This window comes from Klebsiella sp. P1954, from assembly GCF_018199955.1.
In the GTDB taxonomy this organism is placed as follows: Bacteria; Pseudomonadota; Gammaproteobacteria; order Enterobacterales; family Enterobacteriaceae; genus Klebsiella; species Klebsiella pneumoniae.
Genome location: NZ_CP073373.1, coordinates 149,577 through 168,322, shown reverse-complemented (window position 1 = coordinate 168,322; position 18,746 = coordinate 149,577). Strand labels below are relative to the sequence as shown.

Sequence of the window (18,746 nt, the reverse complement as noted above, 5' to 3'; positions counted from 1 at the left end):
CCGCTGCGGCCGTCTTTAATTGCTAGTGATGCGGCGATTTCCTACTCACCTTTTAGTTTCCCCACATCGCGGATAATGAATGTCGTTATAGATAAATAAACCCTGAATATGCAGAAACCTGCGGACCATCTGGCCCACAGGTTTTGTCTCAACGCCGATTTGTCGGCGTCACAGCTCATCAGTCGCTAGCTGTCACCGGATTTACGGCCGCCGCCATGACTGTTCTTACCACCCTTCTTACCGGCTTCGGATGCACGTTCAGGATCATTTTTAAAGTTCCCGCCGCTGTGCTGTCCGCCTTTACGCCCGGCTTCGGATGCTTTCTCACGATCTTCTGCAAAATTACCTGAACCGCCTCTATGCTCTGCCATAATTTTCACCTTTGGTTTGATCAATATCGGTTGGTAAATGGAAAATGACCCTGTTACAAATCATCGCCCTCGATATCTAACACTAGAGGAATGCCTGCAGGAGTCAAATTAATTTCAGATACCCATCCGCGCACTGACAAAATAAAGCTTTACTAACGAAGCGGTAAGATAAAATATACCTCACACAACTCCTTTATTTGACGTAGGTTATGTTCACCGGCGGGTAAAACAGAAACGTCCAACGGCCGTTTGTAAAAAAATGCAAACAATTTAATGAATAAATATTTCTTTATCTCGCGGAACACAATATCCAGAAATATTACCCCTAAAGAGGTATCACCTTATAGACCATGGTTTGCTAATGAACATCTTCATCGTTTATTCATGCAGCACCTTCATCGTAACTTGAGAAAAAGATCATGCGCGTTACGAAAATAGCCCGTGGCCCTTGATTAAGGATGGAATAATCCTAATTTAACGTCAGCAATAATAACGCAACGCTATCCCCCGAAATACGCCAAGGATCAGTCGGTTAAGGCATACCGTTACGCCTACGATTGGCCATTGACTGCGATGTTGCGAGTCATCCAGGGTCTGTCGCCAGGAGAAGCTGACCTATTCTTAGAGCTGGCCCGTTCTGTCTGAAGGAGATGACTATGCAAGATGAAAAACCGCCAATGAAGAAGTTACCCACCTCCATGTTGCCAGAAGAGACGGCTCCACGTCCGGAGTTCCCGGAGCAAGAACAAACCCCGCCGGGTCTGGATGCGGAAATGGAGCCATCCCCGGACCACGGTGAAACCAGCTACACCGGCTCCGGGCGACTGGCCGGTAAGAAAGCGTTAATTACCGGCGGCGACTCCGGTATTGGCCGTGCGGTGGCGATCGCCTTTGCCCGCGAAGGCGCCGACGTCGCGATAAACTATCTGCCCGAAGAGCAAAAGGATGCGGATGAAGTTATCGCCCTGATCAAAGCCGAAGGGCGCACCGCGGTGGCCCTCCCGGGTGATATTCGCTCCGAATCCTTCTGCCAGTCGCTGGTGGCCGACGCGGTGGAACAGCTGGGAGGTCTGAGCATCCTGGTTAATAACGCCGGGCGTCAGCAATACTGTGAAACCCTTGAGGAACTCACTACCGAAGATTTCGACGCTACCTTTAAAACCAACGTCTACGCGCCGTTCTGGATCACCCGCGCCGCACTGCCTCACCTCCAGGCCGGAAGCGCGATTATCAATACCACCTCGGTGCAGGCGTATAAACCCAGCCCGATCCTGCTCGATTATGCGCAGACCAAAGCCTGTCTCGCGATCTTCACTAAATCGCTGGCTAAACAGGTGGCGAAACGAGGCATTCGCGTGAACGCCGTAGCGCCTGGCCCTTACTGGACGGTGCTGCAATCCAGCGGCGGCCAGCCGGACGAGAAGGTGAAACAGTTTGGCAAAGACACGCCGATGGGGCGCCCGGGGCAACCGGTAGAGATCGCCCCGCTGTATGTCACCCTGGCATCCGATGCCTGCTCATATACCTCCGGACAGGTGTGGTGTTCTGACGGCGGGGATGGTGTGGTCTAAGCCTCCCGGCATACCGACGCGCGCCAGCGCGCGCCGGTATTTTCCCGGCCAACCCTTGCGGCTATATACTGGCCCCTCGCCTCCCGGTTGCGGCAATTTTTTCTTTCCTCCACTCCGCTACTCTGGCCGCATGCTATGATGTCCGCCCGCCGCTGTGCGCTAACCCTGGCCCCGACGCCACCCCTGAGGACGACAGATGAGTAATGACATCCCCCTGAAATTTTATGACATCGTGGACGAATACGAGACCGAAGCGGCTGCGCCGGTAAAGGATGAAGAACGCGATGCGCTGGCGCGCTATTTCCAACTGCTGATTGCGCGGTTAACTAATAACGAAGAGATTGACGAAGAGGCGCAGCGAGAAATGGCCCGCGAGGCGGCCATTAACGAAGACCGCATTGACGATATCGCTAATTTCCTTAATCAGTGGGGCAACGAATAAAGCTCAACGTCAGCCTACCGGCGGAATTGCCTTCCGCCGGTGCTGTCGGGGCGCGAAGCGCCAAGACTCAGCCGTGGCCAGTCTCCTCTCCCAGACGCCTCTGCAGCGCATCAAGAAATAGCGGTAATCCGTCAGGTTGGTAGTCGCGGGAAAGATAGATGCCGTAAACGCTCAACGCCTTCGGCGTCCACTCCGGAAGCACCACCTCCAGCGTGCCGCTGGCAATCGCGCCCCGGGCCTCCAGTTCGGGAAGCATCGCAATGCCGCACCCGGCAACCGCCGCCTCCAGCAGCAATGAAGATATCCCTGCGCTCAGATTACCGTTCACCGCCACCGACGCTTCCCGCCCCTGCGCATCGCTGAACTGCCAGTGCTGGCTGGCGAAATGGCTGTATAGCAGGCAGTTATGTCGTTGCAGATCGTCGGGCGTCGTCAACGGGCCATGCTGGCGCATCCAGCCCGGCGCGGCGCAGAGCAGCGAACGGCACACTCCGAGGCGACGAGCGATGGCCCCCGCCTCCGGGTTGTCGGTAATGCGAATGGCCACGTCGATACGCTCGCCGATCAGGCTGACCGGATGGTTATTGATATCCAGCTCCAGGCGCAGTAGTGGATAGCGGGCGAGAAAGTCCGGCAGCAGCGGAGAGATCAGCTGCATGGCGGTAAAGTGCGCGCAGGCGACGCGCAGTGTGCCGCTGGGATCGGCCCGCTGACGCTCGCCGGCGATTTCATCGGCGATCCGCGTCAAACCGCGGGTCTTGAGCAATACCTTCTCCCCGGCCGGGGTCAGCGTCAGCCGCCGGGTTGAGCGATGGATCAGCCGGGCGCCGGCCCAGCTCTCCATCTGTTCCAGATAGCGGCTCACCATCGGGCGCGACATCCCCAGCGCCCGCGCCGCGGCGCTAAGACTTCCCAGCTCGCAGATGCGCAGATACACCTGCGCAGCAATCACCCTGTCCATCACTCCCCCTGATCTGCACGTTTTATGAAACTCAGCATCTCTTGTTTCAGGAATTCTATCAAATAGCGAAATCCGTACAATGGAACGCATTCACCTGTTACTGAGAATAAATCATGAAATTATCTGCCCTTGCTGTTGCTACCGCCCTGTTCAGCGGCGCGGTCTTCGCGGCGCCTCTGACGCTGCAAACTTACAACCCGCAGGAAAAAGGACTTTTTGCCGTCAACTCGACCCTCGTTTCCGGTCCGCATGAAGCGGTACTTTTCGACGCGCAGTTCAGCGTCAAAGATGGGGAAAAGCTGGTGGAGATGATCAAGAAAAACGGCAAACCGCTATCGCGGATTGTGATCACCTCTGGCGATCCGGATTTCTATTTTGGTCTTGAGCCGCTGGTAAAAGCCTTCCCGCAGGCGGAGGTGGTCGCCACGCCGGAGGTCGTCAGACATATTGCAGCCACCAAAGCGGCCAAACTGGCGTACTGGGGCCCGCAAATGAAAGACGGCGCGCCGACGCAGGTGTATGTCCCGCAGGCGCTGAAGGCCAACAGCTTTACCATCGATGGCGAGAAAGTAACCATCATGCAGCCGCATGACTACGCGGCGTTCGTCTGGATCCGGGCGAACAAAACGATCCTCGGCGGCACCGGCGTGGCGTGGGGTATGCATCTCTGGACCGCCGACACCCAGACGCCGGCCAGTCGTCAGCAATGGCGTAATACGCTGGACCAGATGATCGCCCTGCACCCGCAGCGGGTGATCCCGGGCCATTATCTCGGCACCCCGCCGGAGGGAGACAGCGCAGTGCGCTTTACAAAAACTTATCTCCAGCAGTTCGAGCAGGCGCTGAAGACGCATTCGGATTCGGCCGGGGTGATCAAGGCGATGGAGGCACAGTGGCCGGGCCTGGCGGAGACCAGCTCGCTGGAGTTAAGCGCCAAAGTTAATACCGGTGAGATGAAGTGGTGACCCCTGCGGCGCGCAAGGAGGACTGTTCTTAATCTGGCTCCCCAGGGTTGCTATTACCGAGAAAATGGACCACCCTACCTGTGGCCGCACAAAAAACGCGCGGCCGACTTTGGGTTACATTTCATCCGGTCATTACCGGGTTTGCCCTTGAAACCAGAACAGGATAAAGGAGTCAGAATGAAATCGAACCATCAGGCACGTCATCTTCTCGGTCTGAACTATAAGCTTTCCCGGCAGAAAAAAGTGGTGCTGGAAGGCGATGAAGAAACCACCATTAACCACATCCATGCTACCGGCCGCAAACGCCGCGGTGGTTAATTTTCAGCCTGAGTGATGATAAACAACACCGTCCTGTTGCCAGGATGGTGTTTTTTTATGGCAATTGACTGCTTGTTTACCCGCTTGAAGACCTTCTGCTCTATACTCTGCCCGCTGCTTTCCACCCGCCCTTCGCTTATCGCCGCGCCGGGACTGTGGTCATGATCAAGGAGTTAGTGCGATGCAATTTACCCATAAGAAAAACCGTTCCCTGTACATCCCCTACGCGGGTCCCGTTCTGCTTGAATTCCCCCTGCTCAACAAGGGAAGCGCCTTCAGTATGGAAGAGCGCAGCAATTTCAACCTGCTCGGCCTGCTGCCGGAAGTGGTTGAAACTATCGAAGAGCAAGCGGAACGCGCCTGGATCCAGTATCAGGGATTCAAAACTGAAATCGACAAACATATTTATCTGCGTAACATCCAGGACACCAACGAAACCCTGTTTTATCGCCTGATCGGCAACCACCTTGAAGAGATGATGCCGGTTATCTATACCCCGACGGTAGGCGCGGCCTGCGAACGGTTCTCCGAGATCTATCGTCGCGCCCGCGGCGTCTTTATCTCCTACCAGAATCGCCATAACCTTGACGACATCCTGCAGAACGTCCCGAACCACAACGTGAAAGTGATTGTGGTCACCGATGGCGAGCGCATTCTCGGCCTCGGCGACCAGGGGATCGGCGGAATGGGGATCCCGATCGGTAAACTGTCGCTGTACACCACCTGCGGCGGCATCAGCCCGGCTTACACCCTGCCTATCGTGCTGGACGTCGGAACAAACAACCAGCAGCTGCTCGACGATCCGCTGTATATGGGCTGGCGCCATCCACGCATTACCGACGACGAGTACTATCAGTTCGTTGACGACGTGATCCAGGCGATTAAGGCCCGCTGGCCGGACGTGCTGCTGCAGTTTGAAGATTTTGCGCAAAAGAACGCCATGCCGCTGCTCAACCGCTACCGCAATGAAATCTGCTCGTTTAACGACGATATTCAGGGCACCGCGGCGGTGACCGTCGGGACGCTGATCGCCGCCAGCCGCGGCGCCGGTAGCCAGCTGAGCGAGCAAAAAATTGTCTTTCTCGGCGCGGGTTCGGCCGGCTGCGGTATCGCTGAACAGATTATCGCCCAGATCGTCCGCGAAGGACTCAGTGAAGAAGAGGCCCGCCAGCGCGTGTTTATGGTTGATCGCTTCGGCCTGTTAACCGACGGCATGCCTAATCTGCTACCGTTCCAGAACAAGCTGGTGCAAAAGCGTGAGCAGCTGCAGAGCTGGGATACCACCAGCGAGGCGCTGTCCCTGCTGGACGTAGTGCGCAACGTGAAGCCGAACATCCTGATCGGCGTCTCGGGTCAGCCGGGACTGTTCACGGAAGAGATTATCCGCGAGATGCACAAGCACTGCCCGCGGCCTATCGTGATGCCGCTCTCCAACCCAACCTCACGGGTGGAAGCGACGCCGCAGAATATCCTGAGCTGGACCGACGGCGAGGCGCTGGTCGCCACCGGCAGCCCATTCTCCCCGGTTACCGTGAAAGGCAAGCAGTATCCCATCGCCCAGTGCAATAACTCCTATATCTTCCCGGGTATTGGACTGGGGGTGATCGCCTCCGGCGCGTCGCGGGTCACCGACGAGATGCTGATGGCTGCCAGCGAAACCCTGGCGCAGCACTCGCCGCTGGTCAACAACGGCGAAGGTCCGGTGCTGCCGGAGCTGAAGGATATCCAGACCGTCTCACGGGCAATTGCCTTCGCGGTCGGCAAGGTGGCCCAGGAGCAAGGCGTGGCGGTGAAAACCTCCGCCGAAGCGCTGCTGCAAGCGATCAGCGATAATTTCTGGTTACCGGAATATCGCAATTATCGCCGCACCTCGATTTAATCACTGTCACCGGGTCGAAATAGCGGCCCGGTTATTAATAACGTCAGAATAATACCTCCCGCCACAGAAACGTTTTTTCCGCCTATATACATTCATCGTAAAAATATAAAACGGATAGCATTTGCCGCGCGCCCTCCGCTGTGCAAAATAGTTGCCTCTCCCCTCACAACGGAATGTGAAATGCAAAAATTAACCCCAGGCACAAATAAAACGATCGCTATTCTGATCCGTGTTGTTTTATTGCTTACGGGCGGGTCCGCCATCATCGCCGGCCTGTGCCTGTTTGGCGGCGATATGTGGATGCTCACCCCGCGCGCTGAGCAGTATCAGCCCGCCACCGGCGATCTGGTGGATGTCGTCATCTATGAGCCGAGTAAATTTTTCTTCGCCCTGCTCTACGTGTTTATTATTACCCTGATCTGGCTGCTGGCGGTACGTAACATTCCCTGGCGGCCGATACAGCATCCTATATTAGCGCTGATAATACTGATTGCCGCCGGGATAGTTATTTTCCTCCATCCGGAGGTCACACCCGGACGAGATGCCAGTATTCAGTACGGTAAACACAACATTTCTTACACTGCCATTTTCTGGAGCAAAACGAATTCAGATCGACATGTCACTCAACCCTCTAAATATGAAATTTTTGTTGAAGCGAAAGATCCCCGCTGGCTTATCGACAGAAACAATCTTGGCCGCGCCTGGCGCTGTGAAGTCAAGCGGCATACCCAGTTTTACACCCTGTCATTCAATGAGGGCTGGTTTCCGGACGGCGATCCGCAGGTCATGGCCCGCCAGTGTACTCAGGTAAGCGATCTGAATGCGCTCAGTGAAACGGCAATCATGATTGCCCGCCCGATCGCCACCGTCCCTGTGGAGGCACCGTAAATGAGCCAGCAAAAAAATGGTTCTGCAACCATGTTCTGGCAAACACATAAGCCCTCTGCGCCAACCCGGCATCGTAGACAAAGGCGGCGCAGGTGACAGCTGGCGGGGCCCCCTGCCAGTTTTGTCACTGGCGCGCTTTCCCTTTCCCCACTACACTGCCATCACCCATCAACTTACTGAATAAAAAAGGAGGCCCCCCATGCTGTATTGTGAAATGTTTATTGTTTCACATGCCTTAGGCAATTGCGCCAGCTCAAGCGTTATCGGTATCGTGCTGCGATAACTATGGCTTGAGCGAAGACCCTTCACGCAATCCCTTCTCTCCGGCTTACCGGGTTATCGTCAGCGAGTTTTGACGAGGCATTTGCATGCCTGTAACTCTTGAGTAAGTTGACTATGAGTACATTACTAATTGCCCATGCGCTCCACGTGGAGACGGCTTTTGGGCCGCTGTTTAACTCCCTCTCCTTCACCCTGAAGAAAGGCGACCGGATCGGTCTCATCGGCCATAACGGTTGCGGCAAAAGCACCCTGCTGCAAGTGCTGGACGGCACCCTCGCGCCCACCTCGGGCAGCGTCTCGCTCGCCGGTCAGTGTCTGATGGCCCGCGTTGAACAGCATCTGCCGGAGGCGCTGCATACGCAGTCGCTGCTGCAGGCGGTGCTGGCCCCATTACCCGCCGACGCGCGGGAAGCACAGCGCTGGCTGGCCGAGCGCCTGCTGGCGCAGATGGGCTTTACCCCGGCGGTGATGGAGCAGCAGACCGCCACCCTGAGCGGCGGCCAGCACACGCGTCTGCTGCTGGCCCGGGCGCTGATCCGCCAGCCTGATCTGCTCTTGTTGGATGAGCCGGGCAACCATCTCGATCTGCCCACCCTGCTGTGGCTGGAAAGCTTCCTGCAAACCTGGCAGGGGAGCTTCGTACTGGTGTCACACGACAACACCTTACTGGATGCTGTAACTAATGCGAGCTGGATCCTCCGCAACCAGACGCTACATTGCTTCGCCTTGCCCTGCAGCGCTGCCCGTCAGGCACTGCAGGAGCAGGATGAAAGCGCCGCGTTACGTCATAAGGCGGAGCAAAAAGAGATCGACCGGGTCAGCGCCAGCGCCCGGCGGTTGGCCACCTGGGGTCGGGTCTATGACAATGAAGATCTCGCCCGCAAAGCCAAACAGATGGAGAAGCAGGTCGCCCGCCTGAAAGACGAGCAGACCGAGCTCAGCGTCGGCCCGCCGTGGCGCCTGGTGTTACAGGGGGACGCCCTGCCGGCCGACCGCCTTTTGGAGATGGACACCCTTCCCGTCTCGCCCGCGCCGGGCCTGCCATCCCTCTTCACCACCGGCGTGGCGCGCCTGCGCAGCGGCGATCGCGTGGCTATCATGGGACGTAATGGCGGCGGCAAATCGTCCCTGCTGCGCCTGCTGTGGCAGCAGATGAACGACGCATCACCTCTCCCGGGGCTGCGCCTGCACCCCCGGCTGCACCCCGGATACTACGACCAGACCCTGGCGCAGTTGCCGGACGAGGCCAGCCTGCTCGAGGCCCTGACGCCGTTTGCCCCGTCGGCGGACACCCGTAAACGGGCGCTGATCGCCGCCGGGTTTGGCTGGGCGAGACATAGCCAGAAGGTCAGCACCCTCAGCGGCGGCGAGCGATCGCGGCTGCTGTTCGTTGGCCTGTCGCTGGCGCGCTACAGTCTGCTGCTGCTGGATGAACCCACCAACCATCTTGATATGGAGGGTAAAGCGGCGCTGGCGCAGACGCTGCGCGATTACCCCGGCGGCGTGCTGCTGGTCAGTCATGACCGCCAGCTGATTAGCGAAAGCTGTAACCGCTTCTGGCTGATTGACAGCGCCGAGCTAACGGAGTGGCACAGCCTGGAGGAGGTCTATGCCCGTCTGCAGGCCGTGGCGCCCGCCCCGGACAGCCGGCTCGCTTTGCAAAGTACACCCGCCGGGGCTGACGATGATGAGGAGGCGCTGCTGGCGCGGCTGATTGACCTGGAGCAGTGGCTGGCTGACGACATGGCCCGCAAGCCAAAACATCAAAAGCCGTCACTGCAGGCACAGTGGCAAGAGGAGATTGCCCGCCTGCTTAACCAACTGACGTAATCTCCATGTCCCCCCACCGGCTAAGGCGCAACACCCTTAGCCGGTGTTTCCGGACCGGGTAAACTGCTGCTCGGTCATTACCTTTCCCCACTGCTCCCCCTGCCATTCGCGGATTAACGTGAAGCCAAAGGATTCATACAGTTTGCGGGCCGCGTCCAGCCCTTTAAAGGTCCACAGCTGCACCGCGCTAAACTGGCGACTATCGCAGAAAGCCATCGCCTCGCTGAGGAGCCGCCTGCCAATGCCGGTTCCCCGGCAGCTGTCATCGAGAATGAACCAGCGCAAATGCGCCTCCTGCTGGCCGAGGTCCTCGCCATCGATAGCCAGCGAGCCGACGATTTTCCCTTCGCGGATCGCCAGCCAGATCTGGTTGGCCGGGGAGGAGAGCCGGGTGGCAAATTCCGCTACGCCGCTGGCGACCTTGCCTTCAAAAAAAGCGCCAAAGTCATGATGACGGGCGTAATACTCCCCGTGCATCTGGGCTATCCGGCCGATCATCCCCGGCTGGTAGCCGGTCATCAGCGAAATTTGCGGAGCCGTATCCGCGAGCGCGCTATCCCGACACTGCGCCAGCGCCCGGGCATAGGCCGCCAGTCCAGTGGCGACAGTTTGCTGCTGCGTCTCATCCAGATGGTCTAACGCCTCCACCACCTGACGGGTACCCCAGGCGTTAATTTTCGCCACCGTATCGTGCCCCTTTGCCGTCAGGGCGAGTGATTTCGCGCGCGCATCCTCCGCGCAAGGACGCTCCTCCAGCTCACCAGCCGCCAGCAGACGAGAGACCATCCGGCTGACGCTTGATTTTTCCAGTCCCAGCAACGTGACCAGCTGCGCGGCCGTCATCTCCCCCCTCATCGATACCTCAAGCAGGGTGTGCACCGCCGAAGGTGAATAATGGGTGGCGGCCAGCGTGGTGCTCATAAAGCCCAGCTCGCGCACCATTAACCGCGAGGCGGTACGAATCTGTTGGATTAAGGGGGTATCAGGCATAGCGGCGGGTCCAGAAAATGAAATGGTTGTACAATACAACCATCACCTTCATCCTGCGTCAAGATGCAATATGGTGGGATAAGCGTTGTCGTGTGACGTGTGACGTGTGACGTGTGACGTGTGACGTGTGATTTTGCCGCCACAGGGATCGTGAAAGCGAATGCCGCGGGCGCCGGACAGCGCCCGCGATGAATATTATTGCGGGTTCTTCGCCTTCCAGGCCTCCCAGGCCGATTTGATCTCCTGCTTCGCGGCCGCGGCGTCATTAAAGCCGGCCAGCTCGACCTTTTTACGCCCCTCCGGCAGTTCTTTATAGACCCGGAAGAAGGCCTCCAGCCGCTGCTGTTCTATTTTCGGCAGATCGGAGATGGTCTTGATGTCGTCGTAGGTCGGGTCAATTTTACTGGCCGGTACGGCGATGATTTTGTCGTCTTTCTCACCGCCGTCTATCATCTTCAGCACACCAATTGCCCGCAGCTTAATCAGCGTGCCCGGGGCCATCGGCGCGCGGGTATAAAACACCACGTCCAGCGGGTCGCCATCCCCGGCCAGCGACTGGGTCAGCGAGCCGTAGTTCGCCGGGTAGGCCACCGGCATCGACTGAAAGCGGTCGGCGACGATAAACCCCGTTTTAGCATCGGTTTCGTACTTAATGATCCCGCCCGTCGGGATCTCAGTGACGGCGTAAAATTCTTCCGGGTTGTTTTCCGGCTGGGGAAATTCCAGCACATTGTGGGCCTGGGCGGCGGCGGACAAAAGCAGACCGGCGGTGAGGATGGTTTTTACCAGATGCATTGTTGTATCACTCTGTTGTTATAAGAAATTGATGCGCAAAACAATAGATTCGAGTGATGACAAAAACATGACCATTCAGCGTCAATATTATTACCTACCAAATATAGCGATATTGTCTGAATTTTGTGCTATCTCTGTAGCAAAAAGCCACATTCTGTACTAAGCGCCTTGTATTTTACCGCTCAGCGTCTAATCCTTATTGGGTACTATTGCATTAATTAAGTTAATCAATTCCCCCACAAGGAGACAGGCATGAAGGCAGCTGTTGTTACCCACGACCATCAGGTTAACGTCACGGAAAAAACGCTGCGCCCGCTGGAATACGGCGAAGCGCTGTTGAAAATGGAATGCTGCGGCGTGTGTCATACTGACCTGCACGTGAAAAACGGCGATTTTGGCGATAAAACCGGCGTCATTCTCGGCCATGAAGGGATCGGGGTGGTACAAAAAGTCGGCCCGGGCGTCACCTCCCTGAAGCCGGGCGACCGCGCCAGCGTGGCGTGGTTCTTCGAAGGCTGCGGCCACTGCGATTACTGTAACAGCGGCAACGAGACGCTCTGCCGCTCGGTGAAAAACGCCGGCTATACCGTCGATGGCGGCATGGCGGAAGAGTGCATCGTCACCGCCAACTACGCGGTAAAAGTTCCGGACGGCCTCGACTCCGCCGCCGCCAGCAGCATCACCTGCGCGGGCGTCACCACCTACAAAGCGGTCAAGGTCTCCCACATCAAACCGGGCCAGTGGATCGCCATCTACGGCCTCGGCGGGTTGGGTAACCTCGCGCTGCAGTATGCGAAGAATGTCTTTAACGCCAAAGTGATCGCTATCGACGTCAACGACGGACAGCTGGAGCTGGCGGCCTCGATGGGCGCCGACCTGACCATCAACTCCCGCAATGAAGATGCGGCGAAAGTGATTCAGGAAAAAACCGGCGGCGCCCACGCTGCGGTAGTAACCGCGGTGGCCAAAGCGGCCTTTAACTCGGCGGTGGATGCCGTTCGCGCCGGTGGCCGCGTGGTCGCGGTGGGCCTGCCGCCGGAGGCGATGAGCCTCGATATTCCGCGTCTGGTGCTGGACGGCATCGAGGTGGTCGGTTCGCTGGTCGGCACCCGTCAGGATCTGGTGGAAGCCTTCCAGTTTGCCGCCGAAGGCAAAGTAGTGCCGAAAGTCACCCTGCGTCCGCTGGAAGATATCAACGCTATCTTCAAAGAGATGGAGCAAGGTCAGATCCGCGGCCGTATGGTTATCGATCTGCGTAGCTAATCACCCGCGCCTCTCCCGTCCGGGAGAGGCGATCCCCCTGGCACGTCCTCTCGCTTCCCAACCCGGGAAGTAAATGCAATTTCCGCAAATGCTTAGCGCAATTCCTTGGTTCCTTTGTTTTTAGCCGCGCCCGATGATGGCAACACAATAGATAACAAAGGAATTCACCATGCATCGTCATTTTCGCCTGCCCGCGCTGGCCGCGCTGTTTCTCACCGGCGCCTTTTCCGTCTGGGCCGCCGACACGCCGGTTAAAGGCGGCACCTTAATTTATCTGGAGCAGCAACCGCACACCAATCTCTATCCGCCCGCCGGCGGCTTTTACCCGAATGGCGGGATTCTCAATCAGATAACCGACAAGCTCACCTGGCAGAACCCGAAAACGCTGGAGATTGAGCCGTGGATCGCCGAGAGCTGGACCAGCAATGCCGATAAAACCGAGTACACCTTCCACCTGCGCAAAGGGGTCACCTTCTCAGATGGCACACCACTGGACGCCGCCGCCGTCGCCAAAAACTTCGATACCTATGGTCTGGGAGATAAAGCCCATCGCCTGCCCGTCTCAGAGGTCATCAATAACTACCAGCGCAGCGAAGTGATCGACCCGCTGACGGTAAAATTCTACTTCAACAAGCCGTCGCCGGGCTTCCTGCAGGGAACCGCCACCATCGGCTCCGGTCTGGTATCTCTCAGCACCCTGCAGCGTAATTTTGAAGAGCTGGGCGATGCCCGACATATTATCGGCTCCGGCCCCTTCGTCGTGCAGGATGAAAAACCAGGCCGCGAGCTGACGCTGGTGGCGCGCAAGGATTACCAGTGGGGGCCGAAAAACATTGCCCAGCAGGGGCCCGCTAACCTCGACGGCATCACCTATATTGTGACGCCGGAAGACAGCGTGCGTATCGGCGCGCTGCTGGCAGGTCAGGCGGGCTTTATTCGCCAGGTGCAGGCCTACGATGAAAAGCAAGCTACCGATCAGGGATTTAAGATCTACGCTGCCCCTACCCGCGGGGTCAACGACAGCCTGAGCTTCCGCCCGGATAACCCACTGGTCGCCGACCTGCGGGTGCGTCAGGCCCTGCTCCATGCCACCAACGCCAGGCAGGTGGTGGAGACGCTGTTCTCCGCTAACTACCCGCAAGCCACCTCCGTGCTGGCCAGCTCTGCCGCCGGCTATGTCAATCTCAGCGATAAACTCACCTTCGACCAGGCCAAAACCCGGCAGTTGCTGGATGACGCCGGCTGGAAGCCCGCCGCCGACGGTATTCGCAGCAAAGACGGTCAGCGGCTGGCGCTGACCGTCTATGAGTCGCTGCCGCAGCCGCAAAATAAGGAAGTGCTGCAGCTGATCGCCCAGCAGTGGAGCCAGGTGGGTGTGGCGTTGACGGTCAAAGCCGGGGATGCCGGTAGCCGTACGCTGGATAACCTCGACCCGCAGAAAACCCCGCTCACCGTCTCAGAAGTGGGGCGCGCCGACCCGGATGTGGTGAAAAGTATGTTCTTCCCCAACAACCGCGATGCGCTGCTGCAGAAAGGCGGCTCCAGCGATAAAGTGCAGCGCTTCCGCGATGATAAGCTCAATGACCTGCTGACCGGTATCTCCGCGGCGGTAGAGCCGCAGCAGCGCTTGCAGTTAACCGGCGACGCCCAGCGCTATCTGATCGATAACGCCTATGTGATCCCTATTTTCGAAGAGCCGCAGGTGTTCGCCGGCGCGCCGTGGGTCAAAGGCGTCAGCTTCGAGGCCGTCGGTCGTCCGTCGTTCTACGGCGCGTGGCTGGACAAGCACTAAGAGGCCGGTTATGAGCGCTTATCTTCTGCGACGATTCGGCCAGGGGCTGCTGGTCCTGTGGGCGGCCTTTACCCTCACCTTTTTCCTGCTGCAGGTCCTGCCGGGGGATGCGGTGCTGATCAAGTTTCAGAACCCGGACCTCGGCCTGAGCCCGGCGCAAATTGCGGAGATGCGGCTGGCCTACGGCGCCGATAGCCCGCTGTGGCGCCAGTACCTGCACACGCTGCTGGCGATGCTGCACGGCGACTTCGGCTATTCCCTGCAGGCGGGTCTGGCGGTCAGCAGTCTGATTGCCAGCAACCTGCCGGATACCTTAAGCCTCGCGCTGCCGGCCTTCCTGCTGGCGGTGGCGCTGGCGTTCGCCCTCGCTTTCGCCTCGCGGCTGCCGGGGCTGCGCTGGCTGAGCAATTTTCTGCAGTCGCTACCGGTGCTGTTTATCTCTCTACCTACCTTTTGGTTGGGTATCGCCCTGATCCAGCTCTTCTCGTTTCAGTTGCGCTGGATCCCGGTAATCAACCCCGGCCCACTGGAAGGACTGATTTTACCGGTTATCGCCGTCGCACTGCCCATTTCCGCCCCACTGGCGCAGATCCTGATGCGCAGCATGGATCAGGTGGCGGTTCAGCCCTTCGTCGCGGTCGCCCGCGCCAAGGGCATGAGCGAAACGGGCGTCCTCTGGCGCCATGTGATGGGGAATGCCCTGCTGCCGGCGCTGAATATTGCCGGGCTGCTGCTCGGCGAACTGATTGCCGGGGCGCTGATCACCGAGACCGTCTTCGGCCGCAGCGGCCTCGGCCAGCTGACCCAGCAGGCGGTCAATAACCAGGATATCGCCGTACTACAGGCGGTGGTGATGATCTCCGCCCTCGGTTTCGTCCTGATCAACCTGCTGGTCGACCTGGTCATGCCGCGACTGGACCCCCGACTCCATTTACAGACCGGAGGTGCGAAATGAGCCTGGTCGACTATACCATCGCGGTTCGCCGCCGCCCGGAGTGGCGTAGAGTGCGCCTGCAGCCTGGCCTGTGGCTGGCGTGGGCGGTGATGATCGCCGCCCTGTTAATGGCCATTGCCCCACAGTGGTTTACCTCCTCTAACCCGCTGGAGGGGATCCCCGGCGCTCAGCGCCTGGCGCCGCAGGCGCACTACTGGCTGGGTACTGACCAGCTGGGGCGCGACCTGTGGACGCGGGTGGTTTACGGCGCGGTGCATTCCCTGTCGGCGGCGCTGATCGCCGTCGCCATCGGCCTGGTGGTGGGTACCGCCCTTGGCACCCTCGCCGGGGCGCTGGCCGGACGCGTGGAATCCACCATCATGCGCCTGGTCGATGTCCTGCTGGCTATCCCCTCCCTGCTGCTGCAGCTCACGGTGATTATTCTGCTGGGTTTCGGCACGGTAAATGCGGCGGTGGCGGTTGGCGTCGCGGCTATCGCCAGCTTCGCGCGCCTGGCGCGAGCAGAAGTGGTGCGCGTGCGCCACAGCGATTACGTCGAGGCGGCCCGGGGCAGCGGTGGCACTTTTTTCGCCGTCTTCTGGCGCCATATTCTGCCCAACTCGCTCACTGCGGTGCTTGCTTTCGCGACGCTGCAGTTCGGACAGGCGATGTTGGCCCTGGCCACCCTCAGCTTCCTCGGCTACGGCACACCGCCGCCGGTCCCGGAGTGGGGATTATTGATCGCCGAAGGTCGCAACTACCTGTCAACCGCCTGGTGGCTGACCACCTTCCCCGGCCTCGCCGTGGTCGCCGTGGTCCTTGCCGCCAATCGTCTTAGCCGCCAGTGGAGTGGAGTACGCCCATGACCGTTTTGTCCGTTGAAGATCTGCGCATCAGCTACCGCTCGCGGGGCGAATGGCGCGAGGTGGTGCACAACATCAGCTTTTCCATCCAGCGCGGCGAAATGCTGGCCTTCGTCGGAGAATCCGGCTCGGGGAAAACCACCACCGCGCAGGCCATTATCGGCCTGCTGGCGGATAATGCCCGCCGGGATGCCGGGCGGATTGTCCTCAATGGCGAAGTGATTAGCGACTGGTCGGATAAACGCCTGAACCGCCTGCGCGGAGTGAGCATCAGCCTGGTCCCGCAGGATCCCGGTAATTCGCTCAACCCGGTAAAAACCATTGGTCAGCAGGTGGAAGAGATCCTGCGGCTGCATCAGTCCCTCTCCGCCGCTGAGCGTCGACAGCAGGTTCTTAACCTGCTCGCTAAAGTCGGTCTCAGCCACCCGGAACAGCGTTTTGACCAGTATCCACATCAGCTGTCTGGCGGGATGAAACAGCGGGTGCTGATAGCCATCGCCATTGCCCTGCAGCCGGATCTGATTATTGCTGACGAGCCCACCAGCGCCCTCGACGTCACGGTGCAGAAGCGCATTCTCGACCTGCTCGATATCCTGCGTCGCGAGTCGGGTACCGCCGTGCTGTTTGTCACCCACGATCTGGCGCTGGCCGCCGAACGCGCCGACCGGATCATGGTGTTTCGCCAGGGAGAGATTCAGGAACAAGGCGCCACCGAGACGATTGTCCAGCGTCCACAGCATCCTTACACCCGCCAGCTGCTCCACGACCTGCAGGATGCGCCGTTGAGGCTAACGGCGGCGCGTCACCGGCCGCTGGCCACGCCGGCCATTCGCGTGGAGGGGATCAGCAAACGCTTCTCGCTGGGCAAACAGGCGCTGCAGGCGCTCGACAGCGTCAGCTTTGAGGTCAGACGCGGCAGCACCCATGCGCTGGTGGGCGAATCCGGCTCCGGGAAAACCACCCTGGCGCGGATCCTGCTGGGCTTTGAGCGCGCCGACGCCGGACAGGTCATCATCGACGGTATCGACGCCGGGCATCTCAGCCGCGAGGCACAGCGTCAGCTGCGGCGCAAGATCCAGTTTGTCTACCAGAACCCCTTCGCTTCGCTCGACCCGCGCCAGACGCTGTTTGCGATTATCGAAGAGCCGTTAAAAAACTTTGAGCGCCTCAGCGCGGCGACGCGTCGCCAGCGTGTGGAGAGCGTTGCCGCCCGGGTGGCCCTGGCCCCCGAGCTGCTGTCGCGTACGCCGCGGGAGCTTTCCGGCGGCCAGCGCCAGCGGGTGGCGATTGCCCGGGCGCTGATCCTCGAGCCGGCGATACTGGTCCTTGACGAAGCGACTTCGGCGCTCGACGTCACCGTGCAGGCGCAGATCCTCGCCCTGCTGCAGCAGCTACAGCAGCAGCTGGGTCTGAGCTACCTGTTCATTACCCACGATCTGGCGACGGTCAGGCGGATCGCCGACAGCGTCACGGTGCTGCGCGCCGGCCAGGTGGTGGAGCATGGCGACGTAAACCGCCTGTTCGCCGCCCCACAGCAGGCCTACACCCGCGAACTGATCGCCGCCATTCCCCAGGTTTCCTCCCGCTTAGCACAGGCCCACACGGAGAACGCATAATGCCTAAACGCCTCGGTTTTTTTACCCGTCTGCTCGATCAGGGCTCCGCGCAAACGCGCTACCGGCTGGCGGCCGAACAGATCCGCCACGCGGAGCGTTTGGGCTTCGACAGCGCATGGATTGCCCAGCACCATTTTCATGAACAGGAAGGCGGCCTGCCTTCACCGCTGGTGTTTCTCGCCCACGTCGCGGCACAGACCGACCGGATCCGTCTCGGCACGGCGATTATCACTCTGCCGATGGAAAATCCGCTGCGCGTCGCCGAAGACGCAGCGGTACTGGATTTACTCACCGACGGACGTCTGGAGGTGGGTTTTGGCTCCGGCGGCACGCCAACGTCATTTCTGCCCTTCGGCCTGACCAGCGAGCAGCGCGGGGCGGTGTTTGCCGACCATCTGCACCTGATCCATAGCGCCTGGCGCGGCGACACGCTGAGCCACCCGGACAACCGTCTCTATCCGCCGGCGCCGCAGCTGGCGGAGCGTATCTGGATCGCCACCTTCTCGGCGGAGGGCGCTATCCGCGCCGGTCAGGCGGGACACGGGTTGATGCTGTCCCGCACTCAGCCACGGCCGCCCGGCGAGCCACGCCTGCCGCTGGACGCCATTCAGAACCCGATCATCGACGCCTACCTGTCAGCGCTGCCGGACGGCGTTGCGCCGCGGATCCTCGCCTCGCGCACCGCCTTCGTCGCCGACAGTCACGCCCACGCCCTGCAGGTCGCCGAGCCCGGTCTGCGCAAGCAGGCGACTCAGCACCGGGCGGCGGGTCATACGATAGAAGGTGACAGTGTCACCGACTATCTGCAACAGCTGGATGCCCACGTTGGCGATCCTGAGCATGTTATTGCCTCCCTGGCGCAGGACAGCGTGCTGGCCCGCGCCACCGATATTTCGTTTCAGGTGCACTCGGTCGAGCCTTCGCACCGGGATACGCTGCGTTCCATTGAGCTGATTGCTCAGCATATTGCCCCCCACATCAGATAA

Annotated in this window: 18 protein-coding genes; 13 read left to right on the top strand and 5 right to left on the bottom strand. The window is 59.5% G+C overall.

The features are described from left to right. Positions 1 to 185 precede the first annotated feature (185 nt). Positions 186 to 371 carry a con-10 family general stress protein gene (locus KB890_RS00850; protein ID WP_004143718.1) on the bottom strand — a complete coding sequence of 62 codons (186 nt, stop codon included), beginning with the start codon at positions 369 to 371 and terminating at the stop codon, positions 186 to 188. Between the two features lie 656 nt (positions 372 to 1,027). Here KB890_RS00850 and KB890_RS00845 point away from each other — a divergent pair. After that, on the top strand, positions 1,028 to 1,942 hold the full coding sequence (locus tag KB890_RS00845) for an SDR family oxidoreductase (RefSeq protein WP_004151242.1): 915 nt from the start codon (positions 1,028 to 1,030) through the stop codon (positions 1,940 to 1,942). Between the two features lie 196 nt (positions 1,943 to 2,138). Continuing rightward, on the top strand, positions 2,139 to 2,384 hold the full coding sequence (locus KB890_RS00840) for a YmjA family protein (protein WP_002906114.1): 246 nt from the start codon (positions 2,139 to 2,141) through the stop codon (positions 2,382 to 2,384). Positions 2,385 to 2,451: 67 nt separating this feature from the next. Here KB890_RS00840 and KB890_RS00835 read toward each other — a convergent pair whose 3' ends face one another. Next, a complete protein-coding gene (locus KB890_RS00835; protein ID WP_004184171.1) occupies positions 2,452 to 3,345 on the bottom strand; it encodes a LysR family transcriptional regulator in 894 nt (297 codons plus the stop codon). Positions 3,346 to 3,458: 113 nt separating this feature from the next. Here KB890_RS00835 and KB890_RS00830 point away from each other — a divergent pair, with 113 nt between their 5' ends. Further along, a complete protein-coding gene (locus KB890_RS00830; RefSeq protein WP_022631274.1) occupies positions 3,459 to 4,310 on the top strand; it encodes a Vmh family MBL fold metallo-hydrolase in 852 nt (283 codons plus the stop codon). 177 nt (positions 4,311 to 4,487) lie between these two features. Then, on the top strand, positions 4,488 to 4,628 hold the full coding sequence (gene sra, locus KB890_RS00825) for a stationary-phase-induced ribosome-associated protein (RefSeq protein WP_004143727.1): 141 nt from the start codon (positions 4,488 to 4,490) through the stop codon (positions 4,626 to 4,628). On the opposite strand, the gene KB890_RS00820 is transcribed toward sra, so the two are convergent. Next, complete coding sequence (locus KB890_RS00820; protein WP_002906122.1) at positions 4,625 to 4,753, bottom strand: hypothetical protein; 129 nt, start codon at positions 4,751 to 4,753, stop codon at positions 4,625 to 4,627. The two genes, sra and KB890_RS00820, sit on opposite strands and share 4 nt — an antisense overlap. A 56-nt stretch (positions 4,754 to 4,809) precedes the next feature. Between KB890_RS00820 and KB890_RS00815 the strand changes: the two genes are divergently transcribed. From KB890_RS00815 to KB890_RS00805, 3 genes are all read left to right on the top strand, one after another. Continuing rightward, positions 4,810 to 6,507, top strand: coding sequence for an NAD-dependent malic enzyme (locus KB890_RS00815; protein ID WP_002906125.1), 1,698 nt, complete (start codon positions 4,810 to 4,812; stop codon positions 6,505 to 6,507). Positions 6,508 to 6,687: 180 nt separating this feature from the next. Further along, the gene (locus tag KB890_RS00810) at positions 6,688 to 7,395 is read left to right on the top strand and encodes a hypothetical protein (RefSeq protein WP_020324731.1); all 708 of its coding nucleotides are present in this window, start codon (positions 6,688 to 6,690) and stop codon (positions 7,393 to 7,395) included. Positions 7,396 to 7,791: 396 nt separating this feature from the next. After that, positions 7,792 to 9,507 (top strand): ABC-F family ATP-binding cassette domain-containing protein, encoded by a 1,716-nt coding sequence (locus tag KB890_RS00805; protein ID WP_020324730.1) that lies wholly within the window; start codon positions 7,792 to 7,794, stop codon positions 9,505 to 9,507. A 36-nt stretch (positions 9,508 to 9,543) separates the two neighbouring features. On the opposite strand, the gene KB890_RS27780 is transcribed toward KB890_RS00805, so the two are convergent. Further along, positions 9,544 to 10,497 (bottom strand): bifunctional helix-turn-helix transcriptional regulator/GNAT family N-acetyltransferase, encoded by a 954-nt coding sequence (locus KB890_RS27780; protein ID WP_004143731.1) that lies wholly within the window; start codon positions 10,495 to 10,497, stop codon positions 9,544 to 9,546. Positions 10,498 to 10,692: 195 nt separating this feature from the next. After that, positions 10,693 to 11,292 (bottom strand): inorganic diphosphatase, encoded by a 600-nt coding sequence (locus KB890_RS00795; RefSeq protein WP_002906218.1) that lies wholly within the window; start codon positions 11,290 to 11,292, stop codon positions 10,693 to 10,695. A gap of 252 nt (positions 11,293 to 11,544) precedes the next feature. Here KB890_RS00795 and adhP point away from each other — a divergent pair, with 252 nt between their 5' ends. From adhP to KB890_RS00765, 6 genes are all read left to right on the top strand, one after another. Continuing rightward, positions 11,545 to 12,555, top strand: a complete 1,011-nt coding sequence (gene adhP / locus KB890_RS00790) for an alcohol dehydrogenase AdhP (RefSeq protein WP_002906221.1) — start codon at positions 11,545 to 11,547, stop codon at positions 12,553 to 12,555. 169 nt (positions 12,556 to 12,724) lie between these two features. After that, complete coding sequence (locus KB890_RS00785) at positions 12,725 to 14,347, top strand: TIGR04028 family ABC transporter substrate-binding protein (RefSeq protein WP_020324741.1); 1,623 nt, start codon at positions 12,725 to 12,727, stop codon at positions 14,345 to 14,347. Between the two features lie 10 nt (positions 14,348 to 14,357). Further along, positions 14,358 to 15,302, top strand: coding sequence for an ABC transporter permease (locus KB890_RS00780; protein ID WP_002906228.1), 945 nt, complete (start codon positions 14,358 to 14,360; stop codon positions 15,300 to 15,302). Continuing rightward, entirely contained in the window at positions 15,299 to 16,147 is an 849-nt protein-coding gene (locus KB890_RS00775) for an ABC transporter permease (protein WP_020324770.1), read from the top strand. Before KB890_RS00780 ends, KB890_RS00775 begins: the two co-directional genes overlap by 4 nt. Next, a complete protein-coding gene (locus KB890_RS00770; RefSeq protein ID WP_020324739.1) occupies positions 16,144 to 17,760 on the top strand; it encodes a dipeptide ABC transporter ATP-binding protein in 1,617 nt (538 codons plus the stop codon). Before KB890_RS00775 ends, KB890_RS00770 begins: the two co-directional genes overlap by 4 nt. After that, complete coding sequence (locus tag KB890_RS00765; RefSeq protein WP_020324769.1) at positions 17,760 to 18,746, top strand: putative FMN-dependent luciferase-like monooxygenase; 987 nt, start codon at positions 17,760 to 17,762, stop codon at positions 18,744 to 18,746. The genes KB890_RS00770 and KB890_RS00765 overlap by 1 nt, the downstream gene beginning before the upstream one ends.

Coding starts and splice junctions, on each gene's coding strand:
- KB890_RS00850 (WP_004143718.1), bottom strand. CDS start 371: ATGGCAGAGCATAGAGGCGGTTCAGGTAATTTTGCAGAAGATCGTGAG.
- KB890_RS00845 (WP_004151242.1), top strand. CDS start 1,028: ATGCAAGATGAAAAACCGCCAATGAAGAAGTTACCCACCTCCATGTTG.
- KB890_RS00840 (WP_002906114.1), top strand. CDS start 2,139: ATGAGTAATGACATCCCCCTGAAATTTTATGACATCGTGGACGAATAC.
- KB890_RS00835 (WP_004184171.1), bottom strand. CDS start 3,345: ATGGACAGGGTGATTGCTGCGCAGGTGTATCTGCGCATCTGCGAGCTG.
- KB890_RS00830 (WP_022631274.1), top strand. CDS start 3,459: ATGAAATTATCTGCCCTTGCTGTTGCTACCGCCCTGTTCAGCGGCGCG.
- sra (WP_004143727.1), top strand. CDS start 4,488: ATGAAATCGAACCATCAGGCACGTCATCTTCTCGGTCTGAACTATAAG.
- KB890_RS00815 (WP_002906125.1), top strand. CDS start 4,810: ATGCAATTTACCCATAAGAAAAACCGTTCCCTGTACATCCCCTACGCG.
- KB890_RS00810 (WP_020324731.1), top strand. CDS start 6,688: ATGCAAAAATTAACCCCAGGCACAAATAAAACGATCGCTATTCTGATC.
- KB890_RS00805 (WP_020324730.1), top strand. CDS start 7,792: ATGAGTACATTACTAATTGCCCATGCGCTCCACGTGGAGACGGCTTTT.
- KB890_RS27780 (WP_004143731.1), bottom strand. CDS start 10,497: ATGCCTGATACCCCCTTAATCCAACAGATTCGTACCGCCTCGCGGTTA.
- KB890_RS00795 (WP_002906218.1), bottom strand. CDS start 11,292: ATGCATCTGGTAAAAACCATCCTCACCGCCGGTCTGCTTTTGTCCGCC.
- adhP (WP_002906221.1), top strand. CDS start 11,545: ATGAAGGCAGCTGTTGTTACCCACGACCATCAGGTTAACGTCACGGAA.
- KB890_RS00785 (WP_020324741.1), top strand. CDS start 12,725: ATGCATCGTCATTTTCGCCTGCCCGCGCTGGCCGCGCTGTTTCTCACC.
- KB890_RS00780 (WP_002906228.1), top strand. CDS start 14,358: ATGAGCGCTTATCTTCTGCGACGATTCGGCCAGGGGCTGCTGGTCCTG.
- KB890_RS00775 (WP_020324770.1), top strand. CDS start 15,299: ATGAGCCTGGTCGACTATACCATCGCGGTTCGCCGCCGCCCGGAGTGG.
- KB890_RS00770 (WP_020324739.1), top strand. CDS start 16,144: ATGACCGTTTTGTCCGTTGAAGATCTGCGCATCAGCTACCGCTCGCGG.
- KB890_RS00765 (WP_020324769.1), top strand. CDS start 17,760: ATGCCTAAACGCCTCGGTTTTTTTACCCGTCTGCTCGATCAGGGCTCC.